This is a genomic window from Kribbella sp. NPDC026611 (assembly GCF_040638345.1).
Taxonomy (GTDB): Bacteria; Actinomycetota; Actinomycetes; order Propionibacteriales; family Kribbellaceae; genus Kribbella.
Map to the genome: position 1 here is coordinate 458,715 of NZ_JBEZYC010000007.1, position 21,983 is coordinate 480,697.

25 protein-coding genes are annotated in these 21,983 nt (G+C 69.1%); 15 read left to right on the top strand and 10 right to left on the bottom strand.

Features of this window, described 5'->3' with window-relative positions:
* Positions 1-65 precede the first annotated feature (65 nt).
* The 4 genes from dprA to AB0E69_RS29085 form a co-directional block, all read right to left on the bottom strand.
* Positions 66-1,388: a DNA-processing protein DprA gene (gene dprA, locus AB0E69_RS29070; protein WP_360152913.1), complete on the bottom strand. Its 1,323-nt coding sequence runs from the start codon at positions 1,386-1,388 to the stop codon at positions 66-68.
* On the bottom strand, positions 1,378-2,982 hold the full coding sequence (locus AB0E69_RS29075; protein WP_360152916.1) for a YifB family Mg chelatase-like AAA ATPase: 1,605 nt from the start codon (positions 2,980-2,982) through the stop codon (positions 1,378-1,380). Before AB0E69_RS29075 ends, dprA begins: the two co-directional genes overlap by 11 nt.
* Positions 2,982-3,338 (bottom strand): YraN family protein, encoded by a 357-nt coding sequence (locus AB0E69_RS29080; RefSeq protein ID WP_360152919.1) that lies wholly within the window; start codon positions 3,336-3,338, stop codon positions 2,982-2,984. The genes AB0E69_RS29075 and AB0E69_RS29080 overlap by 1 nt, the downstream gene beginning before the upstream one ends.
* A gap of 144 nt (positions 3,339-3,482) precedes the next feature.
* The gene (locus AB0E69_RS29085) at positions 3,483-5,024 is read right to left on the bottom strand and encodes an amino acid permease (RefSeq protein ID WP_360152922.1); all 1,542 of its coding nucleotides are present in this window, start codon (positions 5,022-5,024) and stop codon (positions 3,483-3,485) included.
* Positions 5,025-5,256: 232 nt separating this feature from the next.
* Between AB0E69_RS29085 and AB0E69_RS29090 the strand changes: the two genes are divergently transcribed.
* Both AB0E69_RS29090 and AB0E69_RS29095 read left to right on the top strand, forming a co-directional pair.
* Positions 5,257-6,198 carry a tyrosine recombinase XerC gene (locus AB0E69_RS29090; protein ID WP_360152925.1) on the top strand — a complete coding sequence of 314 codons (942 nt, stop codon included), beginning with the start codon at positions 5,257-5,259 and terminating at the stop codon, positions 6,196-6,198.
* A gap of 57 nt (positions 6,199-6,255) precedes the next feature.
* On the top strand, positions 6,256-6,735 hold the full coding sequence (locus AB0E69_RS29095; RefSeq protein ID WP_360152928.1) for an Rrf2 family transcriptional regulator: 480 nt from the start codon (positions 6,256-6,258) through the stop codon (positions 6,733-6,735).
* An 8-nt stretch (positions 6,736-6,743) separates the two neighbouring features.
* Here the strand turns inward: AB0E69_RS29095 and AB0E69_RS29100 are convergent, their stop codons facing one another.
* Positions 6,744-7,328 carry a M23 family metallopeptidase gene (locus AB0E69_RS29100; protein ID WP_360152931.1) on the bottom strand — a complete coding sequence of 195 codons (585 nt, stop codon included), beginning with the start codon at positions 7,326-7,328 and terminating at the stop codon, positions 6,744-6,746.
* A 294-nt stretch (positions 7,329-7,622) separates the two neighbouring features.
* Between AB0E69_RS29100 and rpsB the strand changes: the two genes are divergently transcribed.
* The 6 genes from rpsB to AB0E69_RS29130 all read left to right on the top strand — a co-directional run bounded on the left by rpsB (position 7,623) and on the right by AB0E69_RS29130 (position 12,539).
* The gene (gene rpsB, locus AB0E69_RS29105; RefSeq protein WP_360152934.1) at positions 7,623-8,600 is read left to right on the top strand and encodes a 30S ribosomal protein S2; all 978 of its coding nucleotides are present in this window, start codon (positions 7,623-7,625) and stop codon (positions 8,598-8,600) included.
* Between the two features lie 144 nt (positions 8,601-8,744).
* Positions 8,745-9,563 (top strand): translation elongation factor Ts, encoded by an 819-nt coding sequence (gene tsf, locus AB0E69_RS29110; protein ID WP_360152937.1) that lies wholly within the window; start codon positions 8,745-8,747, stop codon positions 9,561-9,563.
* A 56-nt stretch (positions 9,564-9,619) separates the two neighbouring features.
* A complete protein-coding gene (gene pyrH, locus AB0E69_RS29115; RefSeq protein ID WP_360152940.1) occupies positions 9,620-10,381 on the top strand; it encodes a UMP kinase in 762 nt (253 codons plus the stop codon).
* A gap of 150 nt (positions 10,382-10,531) precedes the next feature.
* A complete protein-coding gene (frr, locus tag AB0E69_RS29120) occupies positions 10,532-11,086 on the top strand; it encodes a ribosome recycling factor (RefSeq protein ID WP_360153122.1) in 555 nt (184 codons plus the stop codon).
* A complete protein-coding gene (locus tag AB0E69_RS29125; protein ID WP_360152943.1) occupies positions 11,086-11,934 on the top strand; it encodes a phosphatidate cytidylyltransferase in 849 nt (282 codons plus the stop codon). The genes frr and AB0E69_RS29125 overlap by 1 nt, the downstream gene beginning before the upstream one ends.
* Complete coding sequence (locus tag AB0E69_RS29130) at positions 11,931-12,539, top strand: GNAT family protein (RefSeq protein WP_360152946.1); 609 nt, start codon at positions 11,931-11,933, stop codon at positions 12,537-12,539. The genes AB0E69_RS29125 and AB0E69_RS29130 overlap by 4 nt, the downstream gene beginning before the upstream one ends.
* Here the strand turns inward: AB0E69_RS29130 and AB0E69_RS29135 are convergent.
* Positions 12,516-13,481: an LLM class flavin-dependent oxidoreductase gene (locus AB0E69_RS29135; protein ID WP_360152949.1), complete on the bottom strand. Its 966-nt coding sequence runs from the start codon at positions 13,479-13,481 to the stop codon at positions 12,516-12,518. The two genes, AB0E69_RS29130 and AB0E69_RS29135, sit on opposite strands and share 24 nt — an antisense overlap.
* Positions 13,482-13,509: 28 nt before the next feature.
* The gene (locus AB0E69_RS29140; RefSeq protein WP_360152952.1) at positions 13,510-13,914 is read right to left on the bottom strand and encodes a MarR family winged helix-turn-helix transcriptional regulator; all 405 of its coding nucleotides are present in this window, start codon (positions 13,912-13,914) and stop codon (positions 13,510-13,512) included.
* A gap of 62 nt (positions 13,915-13,976) precedes the next feature.
* On the opposite strand from AB0E69_RS29140, the gene AB0E69_RS29145 reads away from it, so the two are divergent.
* Positions 13,977-14,867, top strand: coding sequence for an LLM class flavin-dependent oxidoreductase (locus AB0E69_RS29145; protein WP_360152955.1), 891 nt, complete (start codon positions 13,977-13,979; stop codon positions 14,865-14,867).
* Between the two features lie 117 nt (positions 14,868-14,984).
* On the top strand, positions 14,985-15,734 hold the full coding sequence (locus AB0E69_RS29150) for a C39 family peptidase (RefSeq protein WP_360152957.1): 750 nt from the start codon (positions 14,985-14,987) through the stop codon (positions 15,732-15,734).
* Here AB0E69_RS29150 and AB0E69_RS29155 read toward each other — a convergent pair.
* The gene (locus AB0E69_RS29155) at positions 15,706-16,656 is read right to left on the bottom strand and encodes an NAD(P)-dependent oxidoreductase (protein WP_360152959.1); all 951 of its coding nucleotides are present in this window, start codon (positions 16,654-16,656) and stop codon (positions 15,706-15,708) included. The two genes, AB0E69_RS29150 and AB0E69_RS29155, sit on opposite strands and share 29 nt — an antisense overlap.
* A gap of 25 nt (positions 16,657-16,681) precedes the next feature.
* On the opposite strand from AB0E69_RS29155, the gene AB0E69_RS29160 reads away from it, so the two are divergent.
* From AB0E69_RS29160 to pdxY, 5 genes are all read left to right on the top strand, one after another.
* Positions 16,682-16,966: a SelT/SelW/SelH family protein gene (locus AB0E69_RS29160; protein ID WP_360152962.1), complete on the top strand. Its 285-nt coding sequence runs from the start codon at positions 16,682-16,684 to the stop codon at positions 16,964-16,966.
* A 66-nt stretch (positions 16,967-17,032) separates the two neighbouring features.
* Positions 17,033-17,581, top strand: coding sequence for a hypothetical protein (locus AB0E69_RS29165; RefSeq protein WP_360152965.1), 549 nt, complete (start codon positions 17,033-17,035; stop codon positions 17,579-17,581).
* A gap of 65 nt (positions 17,582-17,646) precedes the next feature.
* On the top strand, positions 17,647-18,768 hold the full coding sequence (gene rlmN, locus AB0E69_RS29170) for a 23S rRNA (adenine(2503)-C(2))-methyltransferase RlmN (protein ID WP_360152968.1): 1,122 nt from the start codon (positions 17,647-17,649) through the stop codon (positions 18,766-18,768).
* Positions 18,768-19,259: a DivIVA domain-containing protein gene (locus tag AB0E69_RS29175; protein WP_360152971.1), complete on the top strand. Its 492-nt coding sequence runs from the start codon at positions 18,768-18,770 to the stop codon at positions 19,257-19,259. Before rlmN ends, AB0E69_RS29175 begins: the two co-directional genes overlap by 1 nt.
* A gap of 46 nt (positions 19,260-19,305) precedes the next feature.
* Positions 19,306-20,157, top strand: coding sequence for a pyridoxal kinase PdxY (gene pdxY, locus AB0E69_RS29180; RefSeq protein WP_360152974.1), 852 nt, complete (start codon positions 19,306-19,308; stop codon positions 20,155-20,157).
* Here pdxY and AB0E69_RS29185 read toward each other — a convergent pair.
* Positions 20,135-20,845: an alpha/beta fold hydrolase gene (locus tag AB0E69_RS29185; RefSeq protein WP_360152977.1), complete on the bottom strand. Its 711-nt coding sequence runs from the start codon at positions 20,843-20,845 to the stop codon at positions 20,135-20,137. The genes pdxY and AB0E69_RS29185 overlap by 23 nt on opposite strands.
* A gap of 12 nt (positions 20,846-20,857) precedes the next feature.
* Entirely contained in the window at positions 20,858-21,940 is a 1,083-nt protein-coding gene (locus tag AB0E69_RS29190) for a Rossmann fold nucleotide-binding protein (protein ID WP_360153125.1), read from the bottom strand.
* Between the last annotated feature and the right edge of the window lie 43 nt (positions 21,941-21,983).

Below are 21,983 nucleotides of genomic sequence, written 5' to 3' on the forward strand. Positions count from 1 at the left end.
CCCTCACGCAGCCGAGGGGAGGCCGGGTGGGGCAGCTGCTTAGGAGGTTGGTGGGCTGGTGGGGGTTAGGCGCCAGCCGGGGGTTGGCTGGGCGGTGGGGGCGGCGTGGTGGGGGTTAGGCGCCAGCCGGGGATCGCCTGAGGGGTGGGGGAGTTGGGGGTGGGGTGCGTGGCTTCTGGGTGTTCTGGTGGGGAGGGCGGCGTGTGGTACTCGACCAGGGCGAGGGTGGTTAGGGCTTGGAGGGATTGTTCGGTGGTGGGGAGGTCTAGGCCGGCGGTTACTGCTATGCGGGTGGCGGGGGCTGGGTGGTGGACGGGGACGGCGTCGAGGGTGCGTTGGAGGTCGGGGTGGAGGGTGTCTTGCAGGGTTTCGGGGGCTCTGGGTGGGGCGGTGAGGGCGGTGCCGAAGGGGGAGATGGCTTCGATGATGTCGGCGACGTTGGTGGCCAGTACGGCGTTGCGTTCGCGGACCAGGAGGTGACTGCCGGCGGACATGCGGGACGTGATCGGGCCGGGGACTGCCATGACCGCGCGGCCGCACTGCTCTGACCAGCCGGCGGTATTGAGGGCTCCGCTGCGTACGGCGGCTTCGATCACGACCGTGCCCAAGGTAGCGGCAGCGATCAGCCGGTTGCGGGCCAGGAACCGGAGCTTGGTCGGCGAGCATCCGGGTGGGAGTTCGCTCACCAGCAAGCCGTCTTCGACGATCCGGCTGAAGAGCGCCGAGTTTCTTCGCGGATAGCTGACGTCGATGCCGCAAGCAAGCACCGCGATAGTCACCCCTGAGGCAGCAAGCGCCCCGCGATGTGCCGCAGCATCAATCCCGAACGCCCCACCCGACACCACAGTCACCCGGTTGTCCGCCAGTCCGGCCGAAAGCTCAGCGGCCACATGCTCGCCGTACGACGAACACGCCCGAGCACCCACCAACGCCACCGACCGGGTCAACGCACGCTGAAGATTCGGCCGCCCACGAACCCACAAACCGAACGGCACCCCCGCCCGCCGAGCAAGCTGCCCCGCGTCCTCCAGTACGTCGACCTGCTCGGGCCACTCCTCGTCTCCTGGGATGACGAACCGCGCCCCGACCGCCGCCGCCCGCTCGAGATCTCGCCGCGGATCCACCTCGGCCAGTCGCGTCGACCACCTCTCCAGACCGCGCGACCCGCGCTGCAATCGATCCCAGATCTCCAACGCCTCCAAGCCGGCAAATGCCTTCAGGGCCGCAAGATCTCCCGGCTCGATCACCCGAGACAGCCCAGCCCGGGCCAGTCGCTCCACCTCCCCGTTGCCCCCAGCAACCACCCCGCCGCCACCCGAACCTCCGGGTCCGTCGGCGCCTTCACCGCAGCCGGTCGTCTCAGTCGTCAGCATGAAGTCAGTGGTCATTGGGAGACTCCTTTGAGGGGCGGACGTCGGATTTGAGGGGGCGGACGTCGGACAACGGTGTGAGGGGGTGGCCGGAGCGGAGTTGGTAGGCCTCATGGGTGTGGGTGACGGTGGGGCGAGGGCTGGCCGAGAGGTCGGCCAGGGTCCAGGCGACGCGGACTACTCGGTCCAGGCCGCGGGCTGTCAGGCGGCCGGCGGTGTAGAGGTCCTCCAGGAGTTGGCGGCTCGGGTCGTCCAGGGGGAACTCGCGACGGAGCACTGGACCAGGGACCTGGCTGTTGAGGCGCCAGACGGTCTCTCGGTAGCGGTGAGCCTGTCGGTCCCGCGCGGCTTGGACGCGAGCTGCGACGGTTGCAGTGGACTCGGTCGGCTCGGTATCGGCCAGCGCACGGGCGGCCGGGAGGATCTGGCGCTGGATGTCGAGGCGGTCCTTGATCGGGCCGCTGATGCGCTGGCGGTAGCGGGCCAGGACTTGTGGGGTGCAGCTGCAGACGCCTTGCTCGGTGCCGGAAAGCCCGCAGGGACAAGGGTTGGCGGCCAGGACGAGCATGAACCGGGCCGGGAACTTCGCGACCGCTGCCGCCCGGTGGACCTCGACGAAACCCGACTCCAGCGGCTGCCGCAGAGTGTCGAGCGTCAGCGGATGCATCTCGGGCGCCTCGTCGATGAACAAGATCCCGCGATGTGCACAGCTGATGGCACCCGGGCGCGGTACGCCGGACCCGCCGCCGACCAGGCTCGCCAGCGACGCCGTGTGGTGTGGCGCGATGAACGGCGGCCGGACCACGAGCTCGGCCTCGCCCGTCAGCAACCCGGCCAGCGAATGCACCGCCGAGACCTCGAGCGAGTCGTCCATGCTCAGATCGGGCATCAGTCCGGCAAGGCGCTCTGCCAGCATTGTCTTGCCCGATCCCGGCGGCCCGTGCAGGAACAGATGATGACCACCGGCCGCCGCGGCCTCGATCGCGCGCCGGCCTTCGCGATGACCGATCACGTCGTCGAGATCCACGGTCGGCACCCGGGTCAGCGACTCCGACAGCAGCCGGGGCTCGGCGCGAGGTGGCGCCTCGTCGGCGATCTCGGTGCCGCGGAGGAGCGCGAGGACCTGGCGCAGCGAGCGCACGCCGTACACCTCGATGCCTGGCACGAGCCGGGCCTCGCTGACGTTGAGGTCCGGGACGACGATGCGGTCGAAGCCGGCGCGGGACGCGGCCAGCGTCATCGCGAGGGCGCCGCGCACCTCTCGCACTCGGCCGTCGAGGCCCAGCTCGCCGATGATCGCCGTCCGGCTGAGGCTGACCGGCTCCAGAACGCCCGCCGCGGTGAGGAGCGACAGGGCGATGGCGAGGTCGTAGTGCGAGCCCGTCTTCGGCAGCGTGGCGGGGGAGAGGCCGATGGTGACCTTACGGTCGGGGAACTTCTCGCCGCTGTTCACGACAGCCGCCCGGACCCGGTCGCGCGCCTCGGAGAGCGAAGCGTCCGGCAGGCCGATCAGCGTGGTCTTCGGCAGGCCCTGGGCGATGTCGGCCTCGACCTCGACCAGGTGTCCTTCGAGGCCGACCAAGGCGACCGACCAGGTGTGCGCGAGTGACATCAGGCGACACCCCGCACGTGGTCGACGGTGGGTGGCGTGTTGTGGTCGAAGACGACCGAGATGATGTCGATCCGGATCCCCGACGGCTTCACCTCGTGGGTCTGCAGCCAGCGGCCGGCCAGCTTTCGCAGCGTGGTCAGCTTCCGGTACGTGATCGACTCCAGCGGGCTGCCGTAGCCCAGCCCGCGACGGGTCTTGACCTCGCAGACGACGAGCGTGCCGCCGTCGCGCGCGACGATGTCGATCTCGCCGAGCTCGCAGCGCCAGTTGCGCTCGAGCACGGCGAAACCGTGTGTGCTCAGATATCTCGCGGCGAGATCCTCGCCGTACCGCCCGACGGTGTTCTTGGTCCGCATCGATGACCACCTCCGGCTAAGAACATGCCGGGAACGGCCCTCGGAATCGCACCCCACTTTTTCCCTGTGGACAACGGGGAGGACGGCAAACGACGAGGGCTCTCACGTCGCCGTGAGAGCCCTCGCCGGTCAGTTCCTCGCCGGTCAGCTGCGCATGTGTTTGCCGCGGGTCGGCTTCTGGACCTGTTGCTGCTCCGGTGGAGTGCGGTTGACCCGCAGCTCGGGTGGACGGTCCTGCTCGATCCGGATGGTCTGCAGGCCGCCGGTCCCGTGGTCCGTGTCGCCGATGTCGAAGTCCCAGCTGTCCTCGTTGGCAAGGCGGCTGTGCCATCGGCCGTACAGGCCGTAGATCGCGATACCGATGAGCATCCAGATGCCGAACTTGGTCCAGGTGCTCGTCTTCAGGTTGAGCATCAGCCAGACCGTCGCGCCCAGCGAGAGCAGCGGGATCAGCGGGACCATCGGCACCCGGAAGCCGCGCTCCAGGTTGGGCTCCGTACGGCGCAACCGGAGGACACCGACCGCGCAGAAGGCGAAGCAGAACAGGGCACCGATGACCAGCAGCTCCTCGAGCTCCAGGACCTTCGGGTACAGCGTGAGCAGCAACGCAGCCACGCCGGCGGCCGTCGCGGCCCTGGCCGGCGAGGAGTAGACGCGGCTGACCCGCCCGAGGCTCTTCGGCATGAGACCGTCCCGGCCCATGTTGAAGAGCACCCGGCTCTGGGCGATCAGAACCACCATGATCACGGTCATCAACGCCAGCAGGGCACCCAGGTTGACCACCTTGGCCGCCCAGCCGACGCCGACCGCGGCCAGCGCTTCGGAGACCGGTGCGCTCCCGCCGAGCTTGCTGTACGGGCGCATGCCGACGAGCACGACCGCCATCGCGATGTACAGGATCGTCACCGCGCCGACCCCGAGCAGCATGCCCTGGGGAACCGTCTTACGCGGGTTCCGGGCGTCTTCGGACGCGGTCGCGATCAGATCGAAGCCGATGTACGCGAACACGATCGTGCTCGCCGCCGTGAAGACGCCCATCGTCCCGAACGAGCCGAACGAGGAATCCACGATCCACCCGAGCAACGTTGGACTCGCGGTCGCTGGTGCGGCCCGCGACATCGGGACGAACGGGTGGTAGTTGGCCATGTTGATGTGGGCCGCGCCCACGATGACGACCAGCAGGATGACCGCGACCTTCGCGATCACCACGATCGTCAGGACCCGGGCGGACAGCTTGGTGCCGGTCACGATCAACGCGGTCAGGATCAGCAGCAGGAGCGGCGCGACGAGGTTCAGCTTGGCTTCCGGCCCGAAGTACTTCGCGACGCCGTCGGGCAGCGACACGCCGAACCCGTCCAGCGTGGCCAGGAAGTACGCGGACCAGACCCGCGCCACGATCGCGGCGGCGGTGACGAGCTCGAGCACGAGCGCCCAGCCCACCAGCCAGGCCCACGCCTCGCCGAAGGTGACGTAGCTGAACGTGTACGCGCTACCGGAGACCGGGATCGTGGACGACAGCTCGGCGTAGCACGCCGCTGCCAGCAGACACACGATCGCGGCGATGACGAACGACAGGATCACTGCCGGGCCGGCCACGCTGGCCGCCTGGACGCCGCTGATGCTGAAGATGCCAGAGCCGATCATCACGCCCAGGCCGAGAACAACCAGGTCGCGACGATTGAACAAACGCGGCAGACGGTGCCGCGCATCCTCGACTCGAGTGAACGCCGACTCGACCGGCAGGCGCCGGCCTACGGTCTGTCCGTTCGCTGAGGGGGCCATGGTCAGGGGTGCCTCCGTTGCTACTAGGGCAATCGGGCCGAACAGTAGTCGACCGTTGGGCTATCGACCAGACCTCCTCTCCTCGGCCCCCGCGCGGTGGCTTGCGATGCCGGGTCGCCTCCCGCATCGTCAGGGCATGACGCCGGACGATGTCAGTGGAAACGCCTCCTGGCCGGAGGGCTTCGCTGCGTTACTGGCTGACTACGAACGGCATCTGACGGCGGAAAGAGACCTCAGCACTCACTCGGTGAGAGCGTACCTCGGGGATGTCGCGGATTTACTCGAACATTTGATTCGGCTTGGTCACGATGATCTCGATTCCCTCGACATCAGAGGATTGCGGTCCTGGCTGGCCAAACAGCAAAGTCTGGGGAAATCCCGCAGCACGATGTCCCGTCGGGCGACGGCTGCGAGGGTGTTCACGGCCTGGGCGCAACGGACCGGACGGATCTCCACGGACCCGGGCGCACTGCTCGCCAGCCCGCGGCCGCACAAGACCCTGCCCGGCGTGCTGGGCCAGGACGACACCCGGGCCGTCCTCGACGCTGCTGCCGTCGCGGCGGACGACGGCAGCCCGGTCGGCCTGCGCGACCTCGCGATCATGGAGCTGCTCTACGCGACCGGCATCCGGGTCGGTGAGCTGTGCGACCTCGACGTCGACGACATCGACCGGTCGCGCCGCGTCGTACGGGTCTTCGGCAAGGGGCGCAAAGAGCGATCGGTCCCGTACGGCGTGCCCGCTGCCGGGGCGCTCGATCGCTGGCTGGCCGAGGCGCGGCCGAAGCTCGCCCGGGAGGGGAGTGGACCGGCGGCATTCCTGGGCGCGCGCGGCGGCCGGATCGATCCGCGAGCGGTACGTCGTCTGGTCCACGAACGGATCGCCGTCGTCGACGCACCGGACCTGTCTCCGCACGGTCTCCGGCACACGGCCGCTACCCATCTGCTCGAAGGCGGCGCCGATCTCCGCAGCGTGCAAGAGCTTCTCGGGCACGCGTCGCTCGCGACGACCCAGATCTACACCCACATCTCGAACGAACGCCTGCGCCAGGCCTACCACCAGGCGCACCCTCGCGCCTGAGCCCTCCTCGGGGCGGAATGCGGCGCACCGGGCGGGGGATGGGGCAGACTGCGGAACATGCGGGTTTCGGCGAAGTCTGACTATGCGTTGCGAGCTCTGATCGAGATCACCCAGCGGTGGGTGGCGAGCGACCCGTCCGTGGTGTCGGCGGAGGAGCTCAGCCGGGCGCAGGGCATTCCGCACGGGTTCCTGCAGGGCATCCTCGCCGACCTGCGCCGCGCCGGGATCCTGGCCAGCCAGCGTGGCCAGTCCGGTGGCTGGCGGCTCGCTGTCGACCCGAACGAGATCACCGTCGCGGACGTGATGCGCGCCGTGGACGGGCCGATCGTGAGTATCTCCGGCGTCCGGCCCGAGAGCGTCGCGTACAACGAGCGGGCGGTCGTCCTGCAGCGGGTGTGGATCGCCGCGCGAGCCAGCCTGCGGGACGTGCTCGAGCACACGACCCTCACCGACCTGGCGAAGAACAAGCTTCCGGCCGGGGTCGAGCGGCGGTCCAAGGACGAGGATGCCTGGCAGGCGCGAGTCCCAGGTAGCTGACATCCGGATCACTCCCGTTTGATGAGCGCACCGGCCGTCAGGGTGATGGCGGCGGTGGCGGCGATGATGACGGTGGCGGTTCGGTGGTCCGGTGGCGCAGGCACGGCAGCTCTCTCGATCTCCACAGAGTCGGGTGGTGGGGGAGGAGCCGCCGGCGGTGGGCTGGTTGCGAGCGGCAACAGGCGGACCGGGCGGTTCGGGAGGAGGGTCAGGGGATTCAGGTACTGGCGGCCGGCCAGCAGACCCCAGTGCAGGCAGGTCGCTGGTGCGCAATGCGAGCCCGCGGCCGAGAGGTGACCGATGACGGTCGTGGGCGTGACCGTGACGCCGACGGCGACGCTCGGGACGACGGGTTCGTAGGTAGTCCGGCGCGATCCGGCACTGATCGTGACCACGCCGCGACCGGCCAGCGGACCGGCGTACGTGATCGTGCCGGCGGTTGCAGCGAGGACGGGTTGGCCGGGGCGGCCGGCCAGATCGACGCCGCGGTGGCCCGGGAGCCACGGTTTAGCGGGCAGCTCGAAGCCGCGGATCACCGCGGGTAGTGGTTGCAGCGGCCAAACGGGTGGTGGAGGCGGGAGAATTGGGTTCATGCCAGGGAAGATGCCGTGGCCGGACCCCCGAAATGCCGGCGACTTCCGGGCCTGTGGACAAGCCGCTGGTCAATTGGCTCCCGGCCGGGGTGGTCACGTACACTTCCGGTGGCGCCCCATGCGAATGGGGCGACTACGCATGCCCGCACAAACTGTGACGTTCCTTCGGTCCCGGAGCACTCCGGGTGGACCGGCGCGACGGGCATCAGGAGCCGCGGATCACCCGATCCGGGGCGGTACAACCGAGAACCAGGTCCGGACCACCACGGCCGGGCCGCCAAAGGAGACCACCTCATGGCCGTCGTGACCATGAAGCAGCTGCTCGAGAGCGGCGTGCACTTCGGGCACCAGACCCGGCGCTGGAACCCGAAGATGAAGCGCTACATCCTGACCGAGCGCAACGGCATCTACATCATCGACCTCCAGCAGTCGCTGTCGTACATCGACCGCGCCTACGAGTTCGTGCGCAGCACCGTGGCGTCGGGCGGGGCGATCCTGTTCGTCGGCACCAAGAAGCAGGCCCAGGAAGCGATCGCCGAGCAGGCGACCCGGGTCGGCATGCCCTACGTGAACCAGCGCTGGCTGGGCGGCATGCTCACCAACTTCCAGACCGTCAACAAGCGGCTCCAGCGGCTCAAGGAGCTCGAGCTCATCGACTTCGACGACGTCGCGGCCTCGGGCGTCACGAAGAAGGAGCTGCTGCAGAAGCGGCGCGAGCACGACAAGCTGCTGAAGACCCTCGGCGGTATCCGCGACATGGCCCGGGTTCCGGCCGCCGTGTGGATCGTGGACACCAAGAAGGAGCACCTCGCCGTCGACGAGGCGCGCAAGCTGAAGCTGCCGATCATCGGCATCCTGGACACCAACTGCGACCCGGACGAGGTCGACTACCCGATCCCGGGGAACGACGACGCGATCCGCTCGGTCGGCCTGCTCACGCGGGTCGTAGCCGACGCCGTCGCCGACGGCCTGATGGGCCGCTCGGGCCAGGGCTCCGCCGCTGCCGGCGAGGAGCTGGGCCAGGAAGAGCCGCTGGCCGCCTGGGAGCGCGAGCTGCTGGAGAGCCAGAACGGCACCGCCGACGCCAAGACCGCCGAGGCGTCGGCCGCTGAGGCCACCCCGGCTGCCGAGGCTGCCGAGGCGCCTGCCGCCGAGGCCCCCAAGGCCGAGGAGACCCCGGCTGCGGAGGCCAAGGCCGACGAGACCCCGGCCGTCGAGGCCAAGGTCGAGGAGACCCCGGCCGCCGAGGCGCCGAAGGCCGACGAGGCCTGACAGCCACGGGTGCCGCCCGGTTCACCGCCGGGCGGCACCACCACTGCGCACGCCTGCGGCGGGCCGGGCGACACGGACGGCCGCACACCGCGGGGACCGACGTACCGCCCATCCAGCCGCACCGACAAGACGAGAGAACGAGGAATGGCGAACTACACCGCCGCTGACGTGAAGAAGCTCCGCGACGCCACCGGCGCGGGCATGATGGACGCGAAGAAGGCGCTCGAGGCGACCGACGGCGACTTCGAGAAGGCGATCGAGGAGCTGCGCATCAAGGGCGCGGCCAAGGCGCAGAAGCGGGGCGCCGAGCGCTCCGCCACCAACGGCCTGGTGGCCGCGGCGGAGAACGCGCTGGTCCAGCTCAACTGCGAGACCGACTTCGTCGCCAAGAACGAGCAGTTCCAGCAGCTCGCCGCCGACATCGTCGCGCACGCCGCCGCCAGCAAGGTCGGCGACGTCGAGGGCCTGCTGTCCGAGAAGCTGACCGACGGCAAGTCTGTCGCCGAGAACATCGAGGCCCTGGCCGCCGTCATCGGCGAGAAGCTGGAGCTCGGCAAGGTCGCCGTCTTCGACGGCAAGGTCACCGCGTACATGCACAAGCGTGCCGCGGACCTCCCCGCCCAGGTCGGCGTGCTCGTCGAGTTCGAGGGCGACGACGTCGAGGCCGCCCGCGGCGCCGCCATGCAGGCCGCCGCGATGCGCCCGCTGTACACCACCCGCGACGAGGTCCCGGCCGAGACGGTCGAGAACGAGAAGCGGATCGCCGAGGCGACCGCCCGCGAGGAGGGCAAGCCGGAAGGCGCGCTCCCGAAGATCGTCGAGGGCCGGGTGAACGGCTTCTTCAAGGACGTCGTGCTGCTCGAGCAGCCGTCGGTCACGGAGAACAAGAAGACCGTGAAGGCGGTCCTCGACGAGGCCGGCGTGACCGTGAAGCGGTTCGCCCGCTTCGAGGTCGGCGCCTGAGGCCTGCGGGGCGACGCCACAGCAGGACACAGCAACACAACGAGGAGGCCGGAATCGTGACGGAAACCCTGGGTACCGAGACGAGTCCGGCCTCTTCGCCGTTCTCTCCGGCCTACCACCGGGTGCTGCTGAAGCTGTCGGGTGAAGTGTTCGGCGGCGGCAAGCTGGGGGTCGACCCCGACGTGGTGAACTCGATCGCCAAGCAGATCGCCGAGGTGGTCCGGGCCGGCGTGCAGGTCGCCGTCGTGGTCGGCGGTGGCAACTTCTTCCGCGGTGCCGAGCTCCAGCAGCGCGGCATGGAGCGGAACCGGGCCGACTACATGGGCATGCTCGGCACGGTGATGAACTGCCTGGCGCTCCAGGACTTCCTGGAGAAGCTGGGCATCGAGACCCGGGTGCAGACCGCGATCACCATGGGTCAGGTCGCCGAGCCGTACATCCCGCGCAAGGCCGAGCGGCACCTGGAGAAGGGCCGCGTGGTCATCTTCGGCGCCGGCTCCGGGATGCCGTACTTCTCCACCGACACCGTCGCCGCCCAGCGCGCGCTGGAGGTCGGTGCCGAGGCGCTGCTGATGGGCAAGCAGGGCGTGGACGGTGTCTACGACTCCGACCCGAAGAAGAACCCGGACGCGGTCAAGTTCGACCAGCTGTCGTACGACGACTTCCTGGCCCGCGGCCTGCGGGTCGCCGACGCGACCGCGATCAGCCTGGCCCGCGACAACGCGCTGCCGATCGTGATCTTCGGCCTCGAGGAGGGCAACATCGCCCGCGTCGTGCACGGCGACAAGATCGGCACCATCGTCTCGCCGGGCCATTAGCGCGCGGCGAACCCCGGCTCGACCGGCGTTCACGTCGTACCACTAGGATCGTTGTGACACGGGTGGATGTCCGTTATCTGGTAAACCTGCGTTCGTAGGGTTCAGGGGTGGCCGCGCCGAGGCGGCCCAGAGGAAGCGAGGAATGTCGTGATCGACGAAGCTCTCCGCGATGCCGAGCAGAAGATGGCGAAGGCCGTGGAGGTTGCGAAGGACGACTTCGCCGCGATCCGGACCGGCCGGGCGCACCCGCAGATGTTCGCGGGCATTCTGGCCGACTACTACGGCAGCCCGACGCCGCTGCAGCAGCTGGCCGGATTCCAGGTCCCGGAGCCCCGGACCGTGCTGATCTCGCCGTACGACAAGGGCGCGATGGCGGCGATCGAGAAGGCGATCCGCGACTCGGACCTGGGTGTGAACCCGGGCAACGACGGCGCGGTGATCCGGGTCGTGCTGCCGCAGCTGACCGAGGAGCGCCGCAAGGAGTACATCAAGGTCGCCAAGACCAAGGGCGAAGAGGCCAAGGTCTCCGTCCGCAACATTCGCCGGCACGCCATGGACCAGGTGCACAAGACGGTCAAGGACGGCGACGCGGGCGAGGACGAGGGCAAGAGTGCTGAGAAGCGGCTCGACGGGTTGACGAAGAAGTACGTCGACTCCATCGACGACCTGCTCAAGCACAAGGAAGCCGAACTGCTCGAGGTGTGATGGGCGTAGAGAGCACGCCCGCGCCGAGTCCCAGCCCGAGCCGCGCCGGGCGGAACCTGCCTGCGGCGATCGCGGTAGGGGTCGGCCTCGGCGCGCTGATCCTCGGGTCGCTGCTCTGGCAGAAGTCCCTGTTCGTCGCGCTGGTGCTGGCGACGATCCTGGTCGCGGTCGACGAGATGATCAAGGCGCTGCGGACCGGCGGGGCGGTGATCGCGAAGGTCCCGATGTTCGTCGGTACGGCGGCGATGCTGGTCGCGGCGTACTTCGGTGGACCGATGGCGTTGCTCGTCGCGCTCGGCGGGACCGTCCTCGGCACGATCTTCTGGCGGATGCCGGGCGGGTCGATCGGCTTCGTCCGGGACGTGTCCGCCGGGGTCTTCCTGATCGGCTACGTGCCGCTGCTCGCCGGGTTCGCGGTGCTGCTGGTGCAGCCGGACGCGGACGGGCCGGGCCGGGTGATGACGTTCATCCTGGTCGTGGTCGCCAGCGATGTCGGTGGTTACGTGGCCGGTGTGCTGTTCGGGAAGCACCCGATGGCGCCGACGATCAGCCCGAAGAAGTCCTGGGAGGGTTTCACCGGGTCTGCCCTCGCCTGCATCGGCGCCGGCATCGGCTCGGTCGTGCTGCTCCTGGACGGCCACTGGTGGGTCGGAGCGATCATCGGTGCGGTCGGTGTCGTCACCGCGACCGTCGGCGACCTCGGCGAGTCGATGATCAAACGCGACCTGGGCATCAAGGACATGTCGAACCTGCTGCCAGGACACGGTGGAGTCATGGACCGGCTCGACTCGCTGCTGGCCACCGCTCCCGCGGTCTGGCTGCTGCTGCACCTCCTGGTGAAGGCATGACGGTCGCACCGGACGGACGGTCGCTGGTCGGCGACGTCGTACGTCTGGACCGGATGACGCCCGAGGACATCGACGAGCTGTACGCCGCGATCGGCAACGAGCAGGTGTACGCCGGTGGGTTCGCCGGCGGCCCTGCCGCGATGCCATCGAGTGCGGACGACATGCGGGCGAAGTGGATCCCGGCCGCGGCCAAGCGGATCGCTTATGTCGTTCGGCTCGTAGCCGACAGCCCGCTCGGCACCGCCGGCACGGTCGTCGGTACGTCGAGTCTCGCCGACGTGGACCTGGTCAACGAGCGGATACACCTCGGCTCCACCGGCTACGCGCCGGCGGTGTGGGGGACTGCGGTCAATCCGGCCAGCAAGTTGCTCCTGCTCGAGCATGCCTTCGAGGTGTGCGGGTTCGGACGGGTCAAGATCCAGACCGGCCTGAAGAACACCCGGTCTCAGGCGGCGATCGCCAAGCTCGGCGCGACCCGTGAGGGCGTGCTGCGGCGGCACATGCGGATGGCCGACGGCTCGTTCCGCGACACCGTCGTCTTCTCGATCCTCGCCGACGAGTGGCCGGACGTGCGGAAGCGGCTAGAGGACCGCATCCACCGGTAGGTCGGCCAGCGCGGCGTACGACGCGAGCAGATCTTCGCGATCGTAGGTGTTCGTGGTGATCAGTACCTCGTCTGCACCGGTCCGCTCGATCAATTCACCCAGCAGAGCGTTGACCTCGGACGGTGTGCCGTAGAGCTGGCCGTTCAACGCCTGCTCGAAGAACTCCTGCTCGCGGGCGGTCATCGTCGACGGGATGTCCGGCTGGAGTGGTGGGAAGACACCGCGGGTGCGGGAGTAGGCGCTGGCCCATGCCTCGGGCAACAACAGCTCTCGGGCTGCAGCCGTCGTCTCTGCGACGGCGGCGGTGACGGCCAGGATGATGAACGGCGATGGAGCCCACGCCGATGGCTGGAATGACCGTCGATACTGCTCCGCGAGGTCCGGCGAATCTGGTCGCGCCGCCAGAACGACTGGTAGACCCAGTGCTGCGGCGATCGAGGCGCCTTCGCCGACCGCCAGAATGAAGGGTGGGATGCGCAGGCCCTCGCCGGGGCGGGCGTGAACGTCAGAGTCGCCGGTTAGGTAACCGAGCAACTCGCGGACCTGCTCGGCAAAGTCCTCCGTGGCGTCCTTCGAGACGCCTAGCGCGCGGCGGACGCCGTTGGTGAAGCCGACGGAGCGGCCCAGTCCCATGTCGATCCGGCCCGGGTACAACGACTCCAGTACGCCGAACTGCTCCGCCACGACCAGCGGCTGGTGGTTCGGCAGCATCACTCCACCGGTGCCGACCCGGATGCTCGACGTACGCGCGGCGACCGCCGATGCCAGCACAGTCGGCGCAGAGCCGACCACTCCAGGCACGCTGTGGTGCTCTGACACCCAGAAACGCTTGTAGCCAAGCGCTTCCACCTGCCGAGCCATCCAGACAGTGGCCCTCAGGGTCTCGGCCTCGGTCTCGCCTACACGTGCCCGGGAGCGATCCAGAACTGAAAGCGGCACCATGCAAAGTCCAACGGGACCGCCGGAGCCCTCATTCCCCCAGCAACAGCCGCAGGTCCTCCCGGAACCGCTCGCCGTCAGGCAGCACAGCCAGGAAGTCCCGCTCGACCTCCAGCCGCACCCGCTCGGCCGCCGTGAAGATCGACTCACCCCGCGCGGTCAGTACGACGACGTTCCGGCGCCGGTCCTCCGGACTGCGTCGCCGCTCGACCAGGCCGCGTTCCTCCAACCCGTCGAGCAGGTCACCGATCGAGGTCCGGTCCACGCGCAGCCGGCCGGCCACCTCGAGCTGGGACACCGGCTCGCCGGAGGCGACCGCGGAGAGCACGGCCAGGTCGCGACCGTTCAGACCGTGCGGTGCCAGCGCTGACGCCTGTGCCTCGGTGAGCCGGGCCAGCACGTGTTTGAGCAGGTAACCCAGCCGGTCGGACGTCATACGGTCAAATCTACCGGGAAGCTGATCGTCAGGAGAGCTGATCATCAGTTACACTGACGATTATGCCACTGACCTTCGGTTTGAAGACCTCTCCGATGCATGTCCCGTACGCCGACATCCAGCGCGTCTGGCTGGAGGCGGACAAGGTTCCGCAGATTCGTGACGCCTGGCTCTGGGACCACTTTCTGCCGCTGGCCGGTCCGAAGGACGGCGACGTACTCGAGGGCTGGACCTTGCTGACCGCGCTCGCCGCCCAGACCACGCGCCTCCGCCTCGGCCTGCTCGTCACCAGCAACCGCATTCGTCCGCCGGCCGTCCTCGGCAAGATCGCGAGCACCCTCGACGTCATCTCGGGCGGCCGGCTCGTGATGGGCCTCGGCGTCGGCGGTACGCATCAGCCCGGCGGGCTCAGCGGCGTACCCGGTCCGAACCCGGCGATCGCGGAGTACGCGGCGTACGGTCTGACGCTCGTCTCGCCGGGGGAGGGGGTCGACCGGTTGCGGGAGACGATCCAGATCCTGCGCAGCATGTGGACCGAGGACGTCTTCGATTTCCGCGGTCGCTACTACACCCTCGAGCAGAACCGGAACGAGCCGAAGCCGGTCCAGCCCGGGGGTCCGCCGCTGCTGATCGGCGGCTGGGGAGACCGCATGATGCGACTGATCGCGCAGTACGCCGACATCTGGAACATCGGCGGTCCGCCGCACAACGACCTCGACTTCCTGGCCGATCGGATCCGGCGGCTGGACGCGGAGTGCGCGCGGATCGGGAGGGACCCGGCGACGGTCAGCCGTTCGCTGCAGCAGATCGTGTCGTACGACGATCCGGCGTCGACGCGAGCCATCGTCCGCCGAGCCGCTGAACTCGGTTTCGACCACATCGTGCTCTCGCTGCCGCGCCCGTACCCGGAACACGCTGTGCAGTGGCTGGTCGACGAAATCATCAGTCGGTAATCCTTTTCGACCGGGGTCGAAAGGGTTGGTGAGTTTTTCACGCGCCGATAGAGAACTGTGTCAGTATCAAACGCAGGACGGCCCGCCCCGGTCGTCCACCGCGTGTGAGGAGCTGACATGACCCCCACGACGAAGTTCAAGGCCGCGCTCTGCGGTCTCGCCCTCATCACCGCCGCCGCCCTGCCGATGACCACGGCCTCCGCCGCAGCGACCCAAGCAACCCAAGCGCCGACCCAAGCCGCGTTCCAAGCAGCCGCCAAGTCCGCCTCGGCCCAGCCCGCCCTCTCGGCCGATGCGCTCCAGGCCCAAGCCCGAGCCGCCGGCAAGTCCGTCCCGGCCGGTGGCTACACCACGCAGACCCTCCGGACGCTGAACATCCAGTTCCAGTACCAGCAGACCGGGTACTGGTGTGGACCGGCAGCAACCCGGATCGCGCTCTCGGCCCGCGTCTCGCCGCCCAGCCAGCAGCAGCTGGCCAACGAGCTGCCGACCACGACCAACGGCACCGACTGGATCGGTCAGGTCACCCGCGTGCTCAACAACCACGTCGGCACCGGCTGGTACGAGACCAAGGAGATGCCCAACGACCCGCCCACCCAGGCGCAGCGCGACCTGCTCTGGCGGGACGTCGTCCTGGACATCGACAACAACTACCCGATCGTCGCCAACATCGTCGCCCCGGCGAACAACCACCCGCCGGGCTACCCGAACTACACGATCTACCACTACATCACCGTGATCGGGTACGACTCCAGCGACCTGACCGTGCTGATCGCCGACCCGGCCGGCTTCGCGCCGACCGCGACCTACTGGCTGACGTTCAACCAGCTCGCAACCCTCATCCCGCCGAAGGGCTACTCAGCCTGACCAGCACCGCCTCCACATGGGAGAGCCGCAGGTCGCGGACCTCCCGCAAGCTGAACGCTCCGCCCCGATGGGGGCTGAGGACAACGTTCGGCAACGTATGAAACGGGTACGCCGACGCCGCGATCCCGGTCGCGGCGCCGGCCGACCGGGCCTCTTCCCACCAGACGTCCAGCCCCGCCGCGACGCCACCGCGGGACAGGCGTTCGTAGAGCGCTTGCTCGTCGACAACAGTGGCTCGGGCCATGTTCACGAGCACGCTGGGCTCGGGCAGGGCCGCGATCAGGGCGGCGTTGAACAGCCCGTCTGTCGACGGCGATGCGGGTACGGCGAGGACGACGACGCGCGACCGCGGGACCAGCTCGGCCAGCGCGGATCGCGGGTGGATCTGTACGTCACCGTCCAAGGCAGGCCGGTCGGACGAGCGCACCGCGTGCACCTCCATGCCGAGCCCGGCCAGGCCACGGGCGACCCGGCGGCCGACCTCGCCGTACCCGATCACGAGGGCTCGGTGGTCGCCGAGGATCATCGTCGGATTGGGTGGGACGAAGCGCGGGGTCCAGTCGCCGGAGCGCATCGCCTGGTCGGCCGGGACGATCGCCCGGGCCGCAGCGAGGACCAGGCCTACGGCGAGCTCCGCGGTGGGACCGGCGTTGTGGTGGATCGTGCGGACGGCCAGATCGGGGAAGTCGGCGAGCAGAGCGCGTGTCTCGGCAGGGATGCCCGCGAACGGTACGACGAGGGTCCGGAGGCGCGGGCTGGCGGTCAGCAACGCATGAGATGGCCTGCCGGTGACGAGGACGTCGTACCCGGCGTCGGCGGTCGGTGGGCCGTCGGTGAACTGCCAGTCGGGGTGGCGAGCGGCGAGGCGTTCGGGGGCGTTGTCGTCCAGGCCGGCCAGTCCGTGGACCCAGAAGTCCGTCACGGCGGGAATCTAATACGTTGCGGGGGTGACGGAGCCGCGGTTGGAGATCGAGTACTGCACGCAGTGCCGGTGGTTGATGCGGGCGGCGTGGACCGCGCAGGAGCTGTTGACCACGTTCCCGCAGGAGCTGGGGGAGGTGGCGCTGATCCCGAGCAGCGGCGGCGTGTTCGACGTACGGCTGGACGGCGAGACGCTGTGGTCACGGAAGGCGGAGGGTGGGTTCGCCGAGATCCCGCTGCTCAAGCAAATGGTGCGGGACCGGATCGCTCCGGACCGCAAACTCGGCCACTCGGACCGCAAGGACCAGTGACTGGCCGCTAGCGGACAAGCCGCGTGATCCGCGCTGCGGATCGGCGAGCCTGGTCGGGTGCCAAGCGTGGGTAGGGTCGTACAGCTGACGTTCGGTGGCGTCGCGTTCCTCACCTTCGTCGGAGCGTTCGTCTACCTGGCGGCCTGCGACGAAGAGAAGGTCACCGCGTCGAGCGACAGCCTGGCGCAGCTGTGCGAGGACCACAGCCGGACGCGGATCCCGGACGCGCCGCCGTACCAAGGGCCCGGGCCGCACCCGATCCTGGTCTTCGGCCCTGGCGTTCCAACGCTGGACGACCAGAAGTCGCCGGCCGCGGTGTGGAGCCCGAAACCGGTTGATGCCCAACTGGTCGGCTGCGTTGACGCGGGGTCCGCGGCGGACGTCATCGGGACCTGCCACTTCGACCTCCCCGAGCCCAAGGATCTCGACCTGCGGGCGACGACGGCGCGGCTGACCGTTTACGAGGTGCGCAGCCGGCGGAAGATTGCCGACCTGACGGTTCACGGCACCCGGTGCCCGGTCAGCGTTATCCAGCCCGTCGACCAGGAGTGGGTGGACGCGGTGCCGCTCGCCGCCGAGGTCCGGGAGGCGGTCCGGAAGTACGTCGAAGGGTGATTCTCGGCACGGTGGAGGATGTGAATTTGTGAACCGGCCGCGGCGCTTGCGACAATAGGTCGGTTATGACTACGAATCTCCCCCTGGTCTTCGATGAGCCGCGCCGTGCCAAGAAGCCGCCGCGACACCTGGCCGATCTCTCGGGGGAGGAGCGGCGGACGGCGGTCGCCGCGCTGGGCGAGCCCGCGTTCCGGGCCAAGCAGCTGTCGAACCACTACTTCTCCCGGCTGGTGTCCGACCCGGCCGAGATGACCGACCTGCCGGCCGCGACCCGCGACAAGCTGGTCGCCGAGCTGATGCCGCCGCTGCTGACCCGCGTGCGGGATCTGGAGTGCGACAACGGGGAGACCCGCAAGACGCTGTGGAAGCTGCTCGACGGTTCACTGGTCGAGTCGGTCCTGATGCGGTACCCGGGGCGCGTGACGATGTGCGTGTCCTCCCAGGCGGGGTGTGGGATGGCGTGCCCGTTCTGCGCGACCGGCCAGGGCGGACTGACCCGGAACATGACGACTGCCGAGATCGTCGAGCAGGTGGTCGACGGTGCGCGGGCGTTGGCCCGCGGTGAGATCGCCGGCGGCCCTGGGCGGGTCAGCAACATCGTGTTCATGGGCATGGGCGAGCCGATGGCGAACTACAAGGCCGTCATGGGCGCCGTACGCCGGTTCACCGATCCCTCGCCGGAGGGGCTGGGGATCTCGGCGCGCGGGGTGACCGTGTCGACCGTCGGTCTGGTGCCGCGGATCAACCAGCTCGCCACCGAGGGGATCCCGGTCACGCTCGCGCTGTCGCTGCACGCGCCGGACGACGAGCTGCGCGACGAGCTGGTCCCGATCAACAACCGCTGGAAGGTCGACGAGGTGCTGGACGCCGCGTGGGACTACGCGCGGCAGACCAAGCGCCGGGTCTCCATCGAGTACGCGATGATCCGCGACATCAACGACCACGCGTGGCGCGCCGACCTGCTGGCGGAGAAGCTCGCGGCCCGTGGCGACTGGGGCTGGGTGCACGTCAACCTGATCCCGCTGAACCCGACGCCCGGCTCGAAATGGACCGCGTCGGACCCGGCCGACGAGCGCGAGTTCGTCCGACGGCTCGAGGCCGGCGGCATCCCCACCACCGTCCGCGACACCCGCGGCCAGGAAATCGACGGCGCCTGCGGCCAACTTGCCGCGGCCGGCGACGCCTGATGCTGCAGCCTGAGTTCCGCGTCCGGCGGATTGGGCAGCGGTACGACCGCGCGCAGGTCGATGCCCTGGTCGAGCGGCTCATCGCGACGGTCGAACGGCGGTTCGTCGATCCCATGGTGACCGTCGAAGAGCTCCGTAGCGCCGCCTTCCGTACGCCGCTCCTCGGGCCCGGCTACCCGGTCGAGGAAGTCGACGACTACCTCGCCGAGGCCGAGCGTTGGCTCCCGCACCGCGAGGTGGCCAAGCCGGTCCAGCCGCTGCGCGACCCGAAGTTCACCCCGGTCCGCATCCGCGAGGGCTATGCGCCGCACGAGGTCGATGAGTTCCTTGAGCGCCTCCTGGCTACCGCCAACGGCCGACCCGTCGAGCGTCCCGTCACGATCCGCGAGATCCGCCGGGTCCGGTTCACTCCCGTCCGACTGACCGAGGGCTACGACGTAGAAGAAGTAGACGCCTTCCTGGACGAGGCCGAACGCTGGCTGGGCGGCTGACCCGCCCGCTGCAACCACATAGTCGGTTGATGGAAGGATTGGGCGAGTGAAGATCCTCTCGATTCAGTCGGCGGTTGCCTACGGGCATGTGGGTAACTCGGCAGCTGTGTTCCCGTTGCAGCGGATCGGGGTGGAGGTGTTGCCGGTCTATACGGTCAACTTCTCCAACCACACCGGGTACGGCGCCTGGCGGGGGCCGATGATCAGCCCGGAGGATGTGCGCGAGGTGCTGCTGGGGATCGAGGACCGCGGAGTCCTGGAGCAGATCGACGTGGTGCTCTCCGGCTACCAAGGCGGTGAGGGGATCGCCGACGTGATTCTGGAGACGGTGGAGCGGGTGAAGGCGGCCAACCCCGCCGCGGTGTACTCGTGCGATCCGGTGATGGGGAACGCGAAATCCGGGTGCTTCGTCGCTCCTGCCATCCCGGTGCTGCTGCGGGATCGGGTGGTGCCGGCGGCTGACATCATCACGCCCAACCAGTTCGAGCTGGGCTTCCTGACCGGGACCGAGCCGGACACGCTCGAGTCCACGCTCGCGTCGGTGGAGCTGGTGCACGCGACCGGTCCGCGGACGGTGCTCGTCACCAGTGTCGAGCGCCCCGACCGCGAGGACGGCACGATCGAGATGCTGGCGGTCGACGACAGCGGTGCGTGGCTCGTGCAGACGCCGTACCTCCCTATGAAGGCGAACGGCTCGGGTGATGTGACGGCTGCGCTCTTCACGGCGCACTACCGCAGTACAGGCGATCTCGCGGAGGCACTCGCGCGGACCAGCTCCAGCGTGTTCGAGCTGCTGACGCGCACGCACGAGTCGGGCGAACGCGAGCTGCAGCTGGTCGAGTCACAGGACGCGTACGCCAACCCGCCAATGCAGTTCAAGCCACGTCAAGTCGCCTGAGGATCTCCGAGAGCGCTGCGGGCTGCGAGAGCATCGGCCAGTGACCGGTTGGCAGCTCAACCAGCTCCCAGTGCGGTGACTGCAGCTCGCGCTGCACGTCGGCGGAGGGCTCGTGGCCTGCCATGAGGCACTTGATGTACGTCGTCGGCAGCTCGCCGATCGGCCGCGTCAGCCGCGCCGGCTGCGTCAGCGTCAAGCCAGGGTGCGGCGTACTGCGAGACACGAGCAGGCTGACGGCGGAATCGGACAGGTCCTGGCCGGCGAAGTGCTCCGCCTCCGCCGGAAGCCACATGCCGTCGCCCTCGATCAGCTGGTCCTCCAGCCACGCACGGTCGTCGTCGGACCAGCTGTCGACGAAGGACAGCCCATCAGCCGGAATGCTCGAGTCCACGTACACGACCCGTCGCAGCCGGTCCCCGATCTGACCGGCCGCCTGTCCGACCGGGACGCCCGAGTAGCTGTGTCCGACCAGCACGACGTCGTACAGGTCGTTGCCCTCGATCACCGAGATGATGTCGTCGACATGCTGCTGCTGTCCGACCTGGTCCGCGCCCGGCCCAGATCGCTCCGCCAGCCCGCTCAACGTCACCGCATAGACCGCGTGCCCGGCACTCTGCAGGCTCTCCGCGACCGCCTCCCACGCCCAGGCTCCCAACCGAGCCCCGGGCACCAGCACGAACTCAACCATGGGTAGACCATCTCAGCTAACGAGGTCCGCGGCCTCTTCGATCGTGTCGACCAGGTGGATCGGCATCGGGTGGTCAGCTGCCAGCGACCGGAGTAGAGGCCACACAGGCAACCGGGTGGTCCAGTAGTCGGTGCCGACCAGCACCAGAGGGATCTGGGTGGCTGGGTCGCCGTAGTAGTTCGGGGTGACGGCCTGGAGGATCTCCTGGACGGTGCCGGCGGCGCCGGTGAGGTAGACGATGCCGCCGCGGGCGCGACCGAGGAGGACATCCTCGCGTTGTGCATTGGAGAAGTACTTCGCGATCGCCGACGCGAACACGTTCGGCGGCTCGTGGCCGTAGAACCAGGTCGGGATCGAGACGCCGCCGTCGCCGGGGAAGCGGGCCCGGACGGCCATGCCCGCGGTCGCCCATGCACCGATCGACGGGCGGAAGGACGGTACGGCGGCCAGCTCCGCCAGCGCAGTCTCGACAGCGGCATCGTCGTACGACGCCAGCGAGGCACCGAGGTTGGCCGCCTCCATGGCGCCCGGGCCGCCGCCGGTGACGACCATGCGCCCGCCGCGGGCCAGGACACGACCGAGCAGTACTGCGGAGCGGTAGTCGTTGCTGCCTCGCCTCAGCCCGTGGCCGCCCATCACCCCGACCCAAGGACCCGAGGAAGGCAGCTCGGCCAGCGCGTCCGCGATCGCGTGGTCGTGGAGCGCCGCGGCCAGGGTACGGCTGGTGTCGCCCTTCTCGTCCTGCTGCCTGGACCAGGCGTAGATGCGGGCGTCCGGCGTTGCGTCGTACCCGTGCTCGAGACCGGCGTACAGCTCGTCGGCGTCGTACAGCCGCCCGCGGTAGGCGTCGAACGGCAGCGCCGGGATCGCCGGGAACACCAGCCCGCCGCCGTCCCGGATCCACTCGTCCGCCTTCTCCTCCAGCGCACACCCGAGGAACAGCGCGCCGAGCGGCGACAGCCCGAGCAGTTCAGCCGTCCGCGCGCGCAGATCGACCGACTGCACCCGCCACCCGGCCATCCCCATAGCCCCCGCGGCTACGAGCCGGTCGAAGTGCTCCAGGGACTCGATATCGACGTGCGGGATGCTCGGCATTGTCACGGAGAGCACCATAACGTCATAGACCTGCGCTATCGCG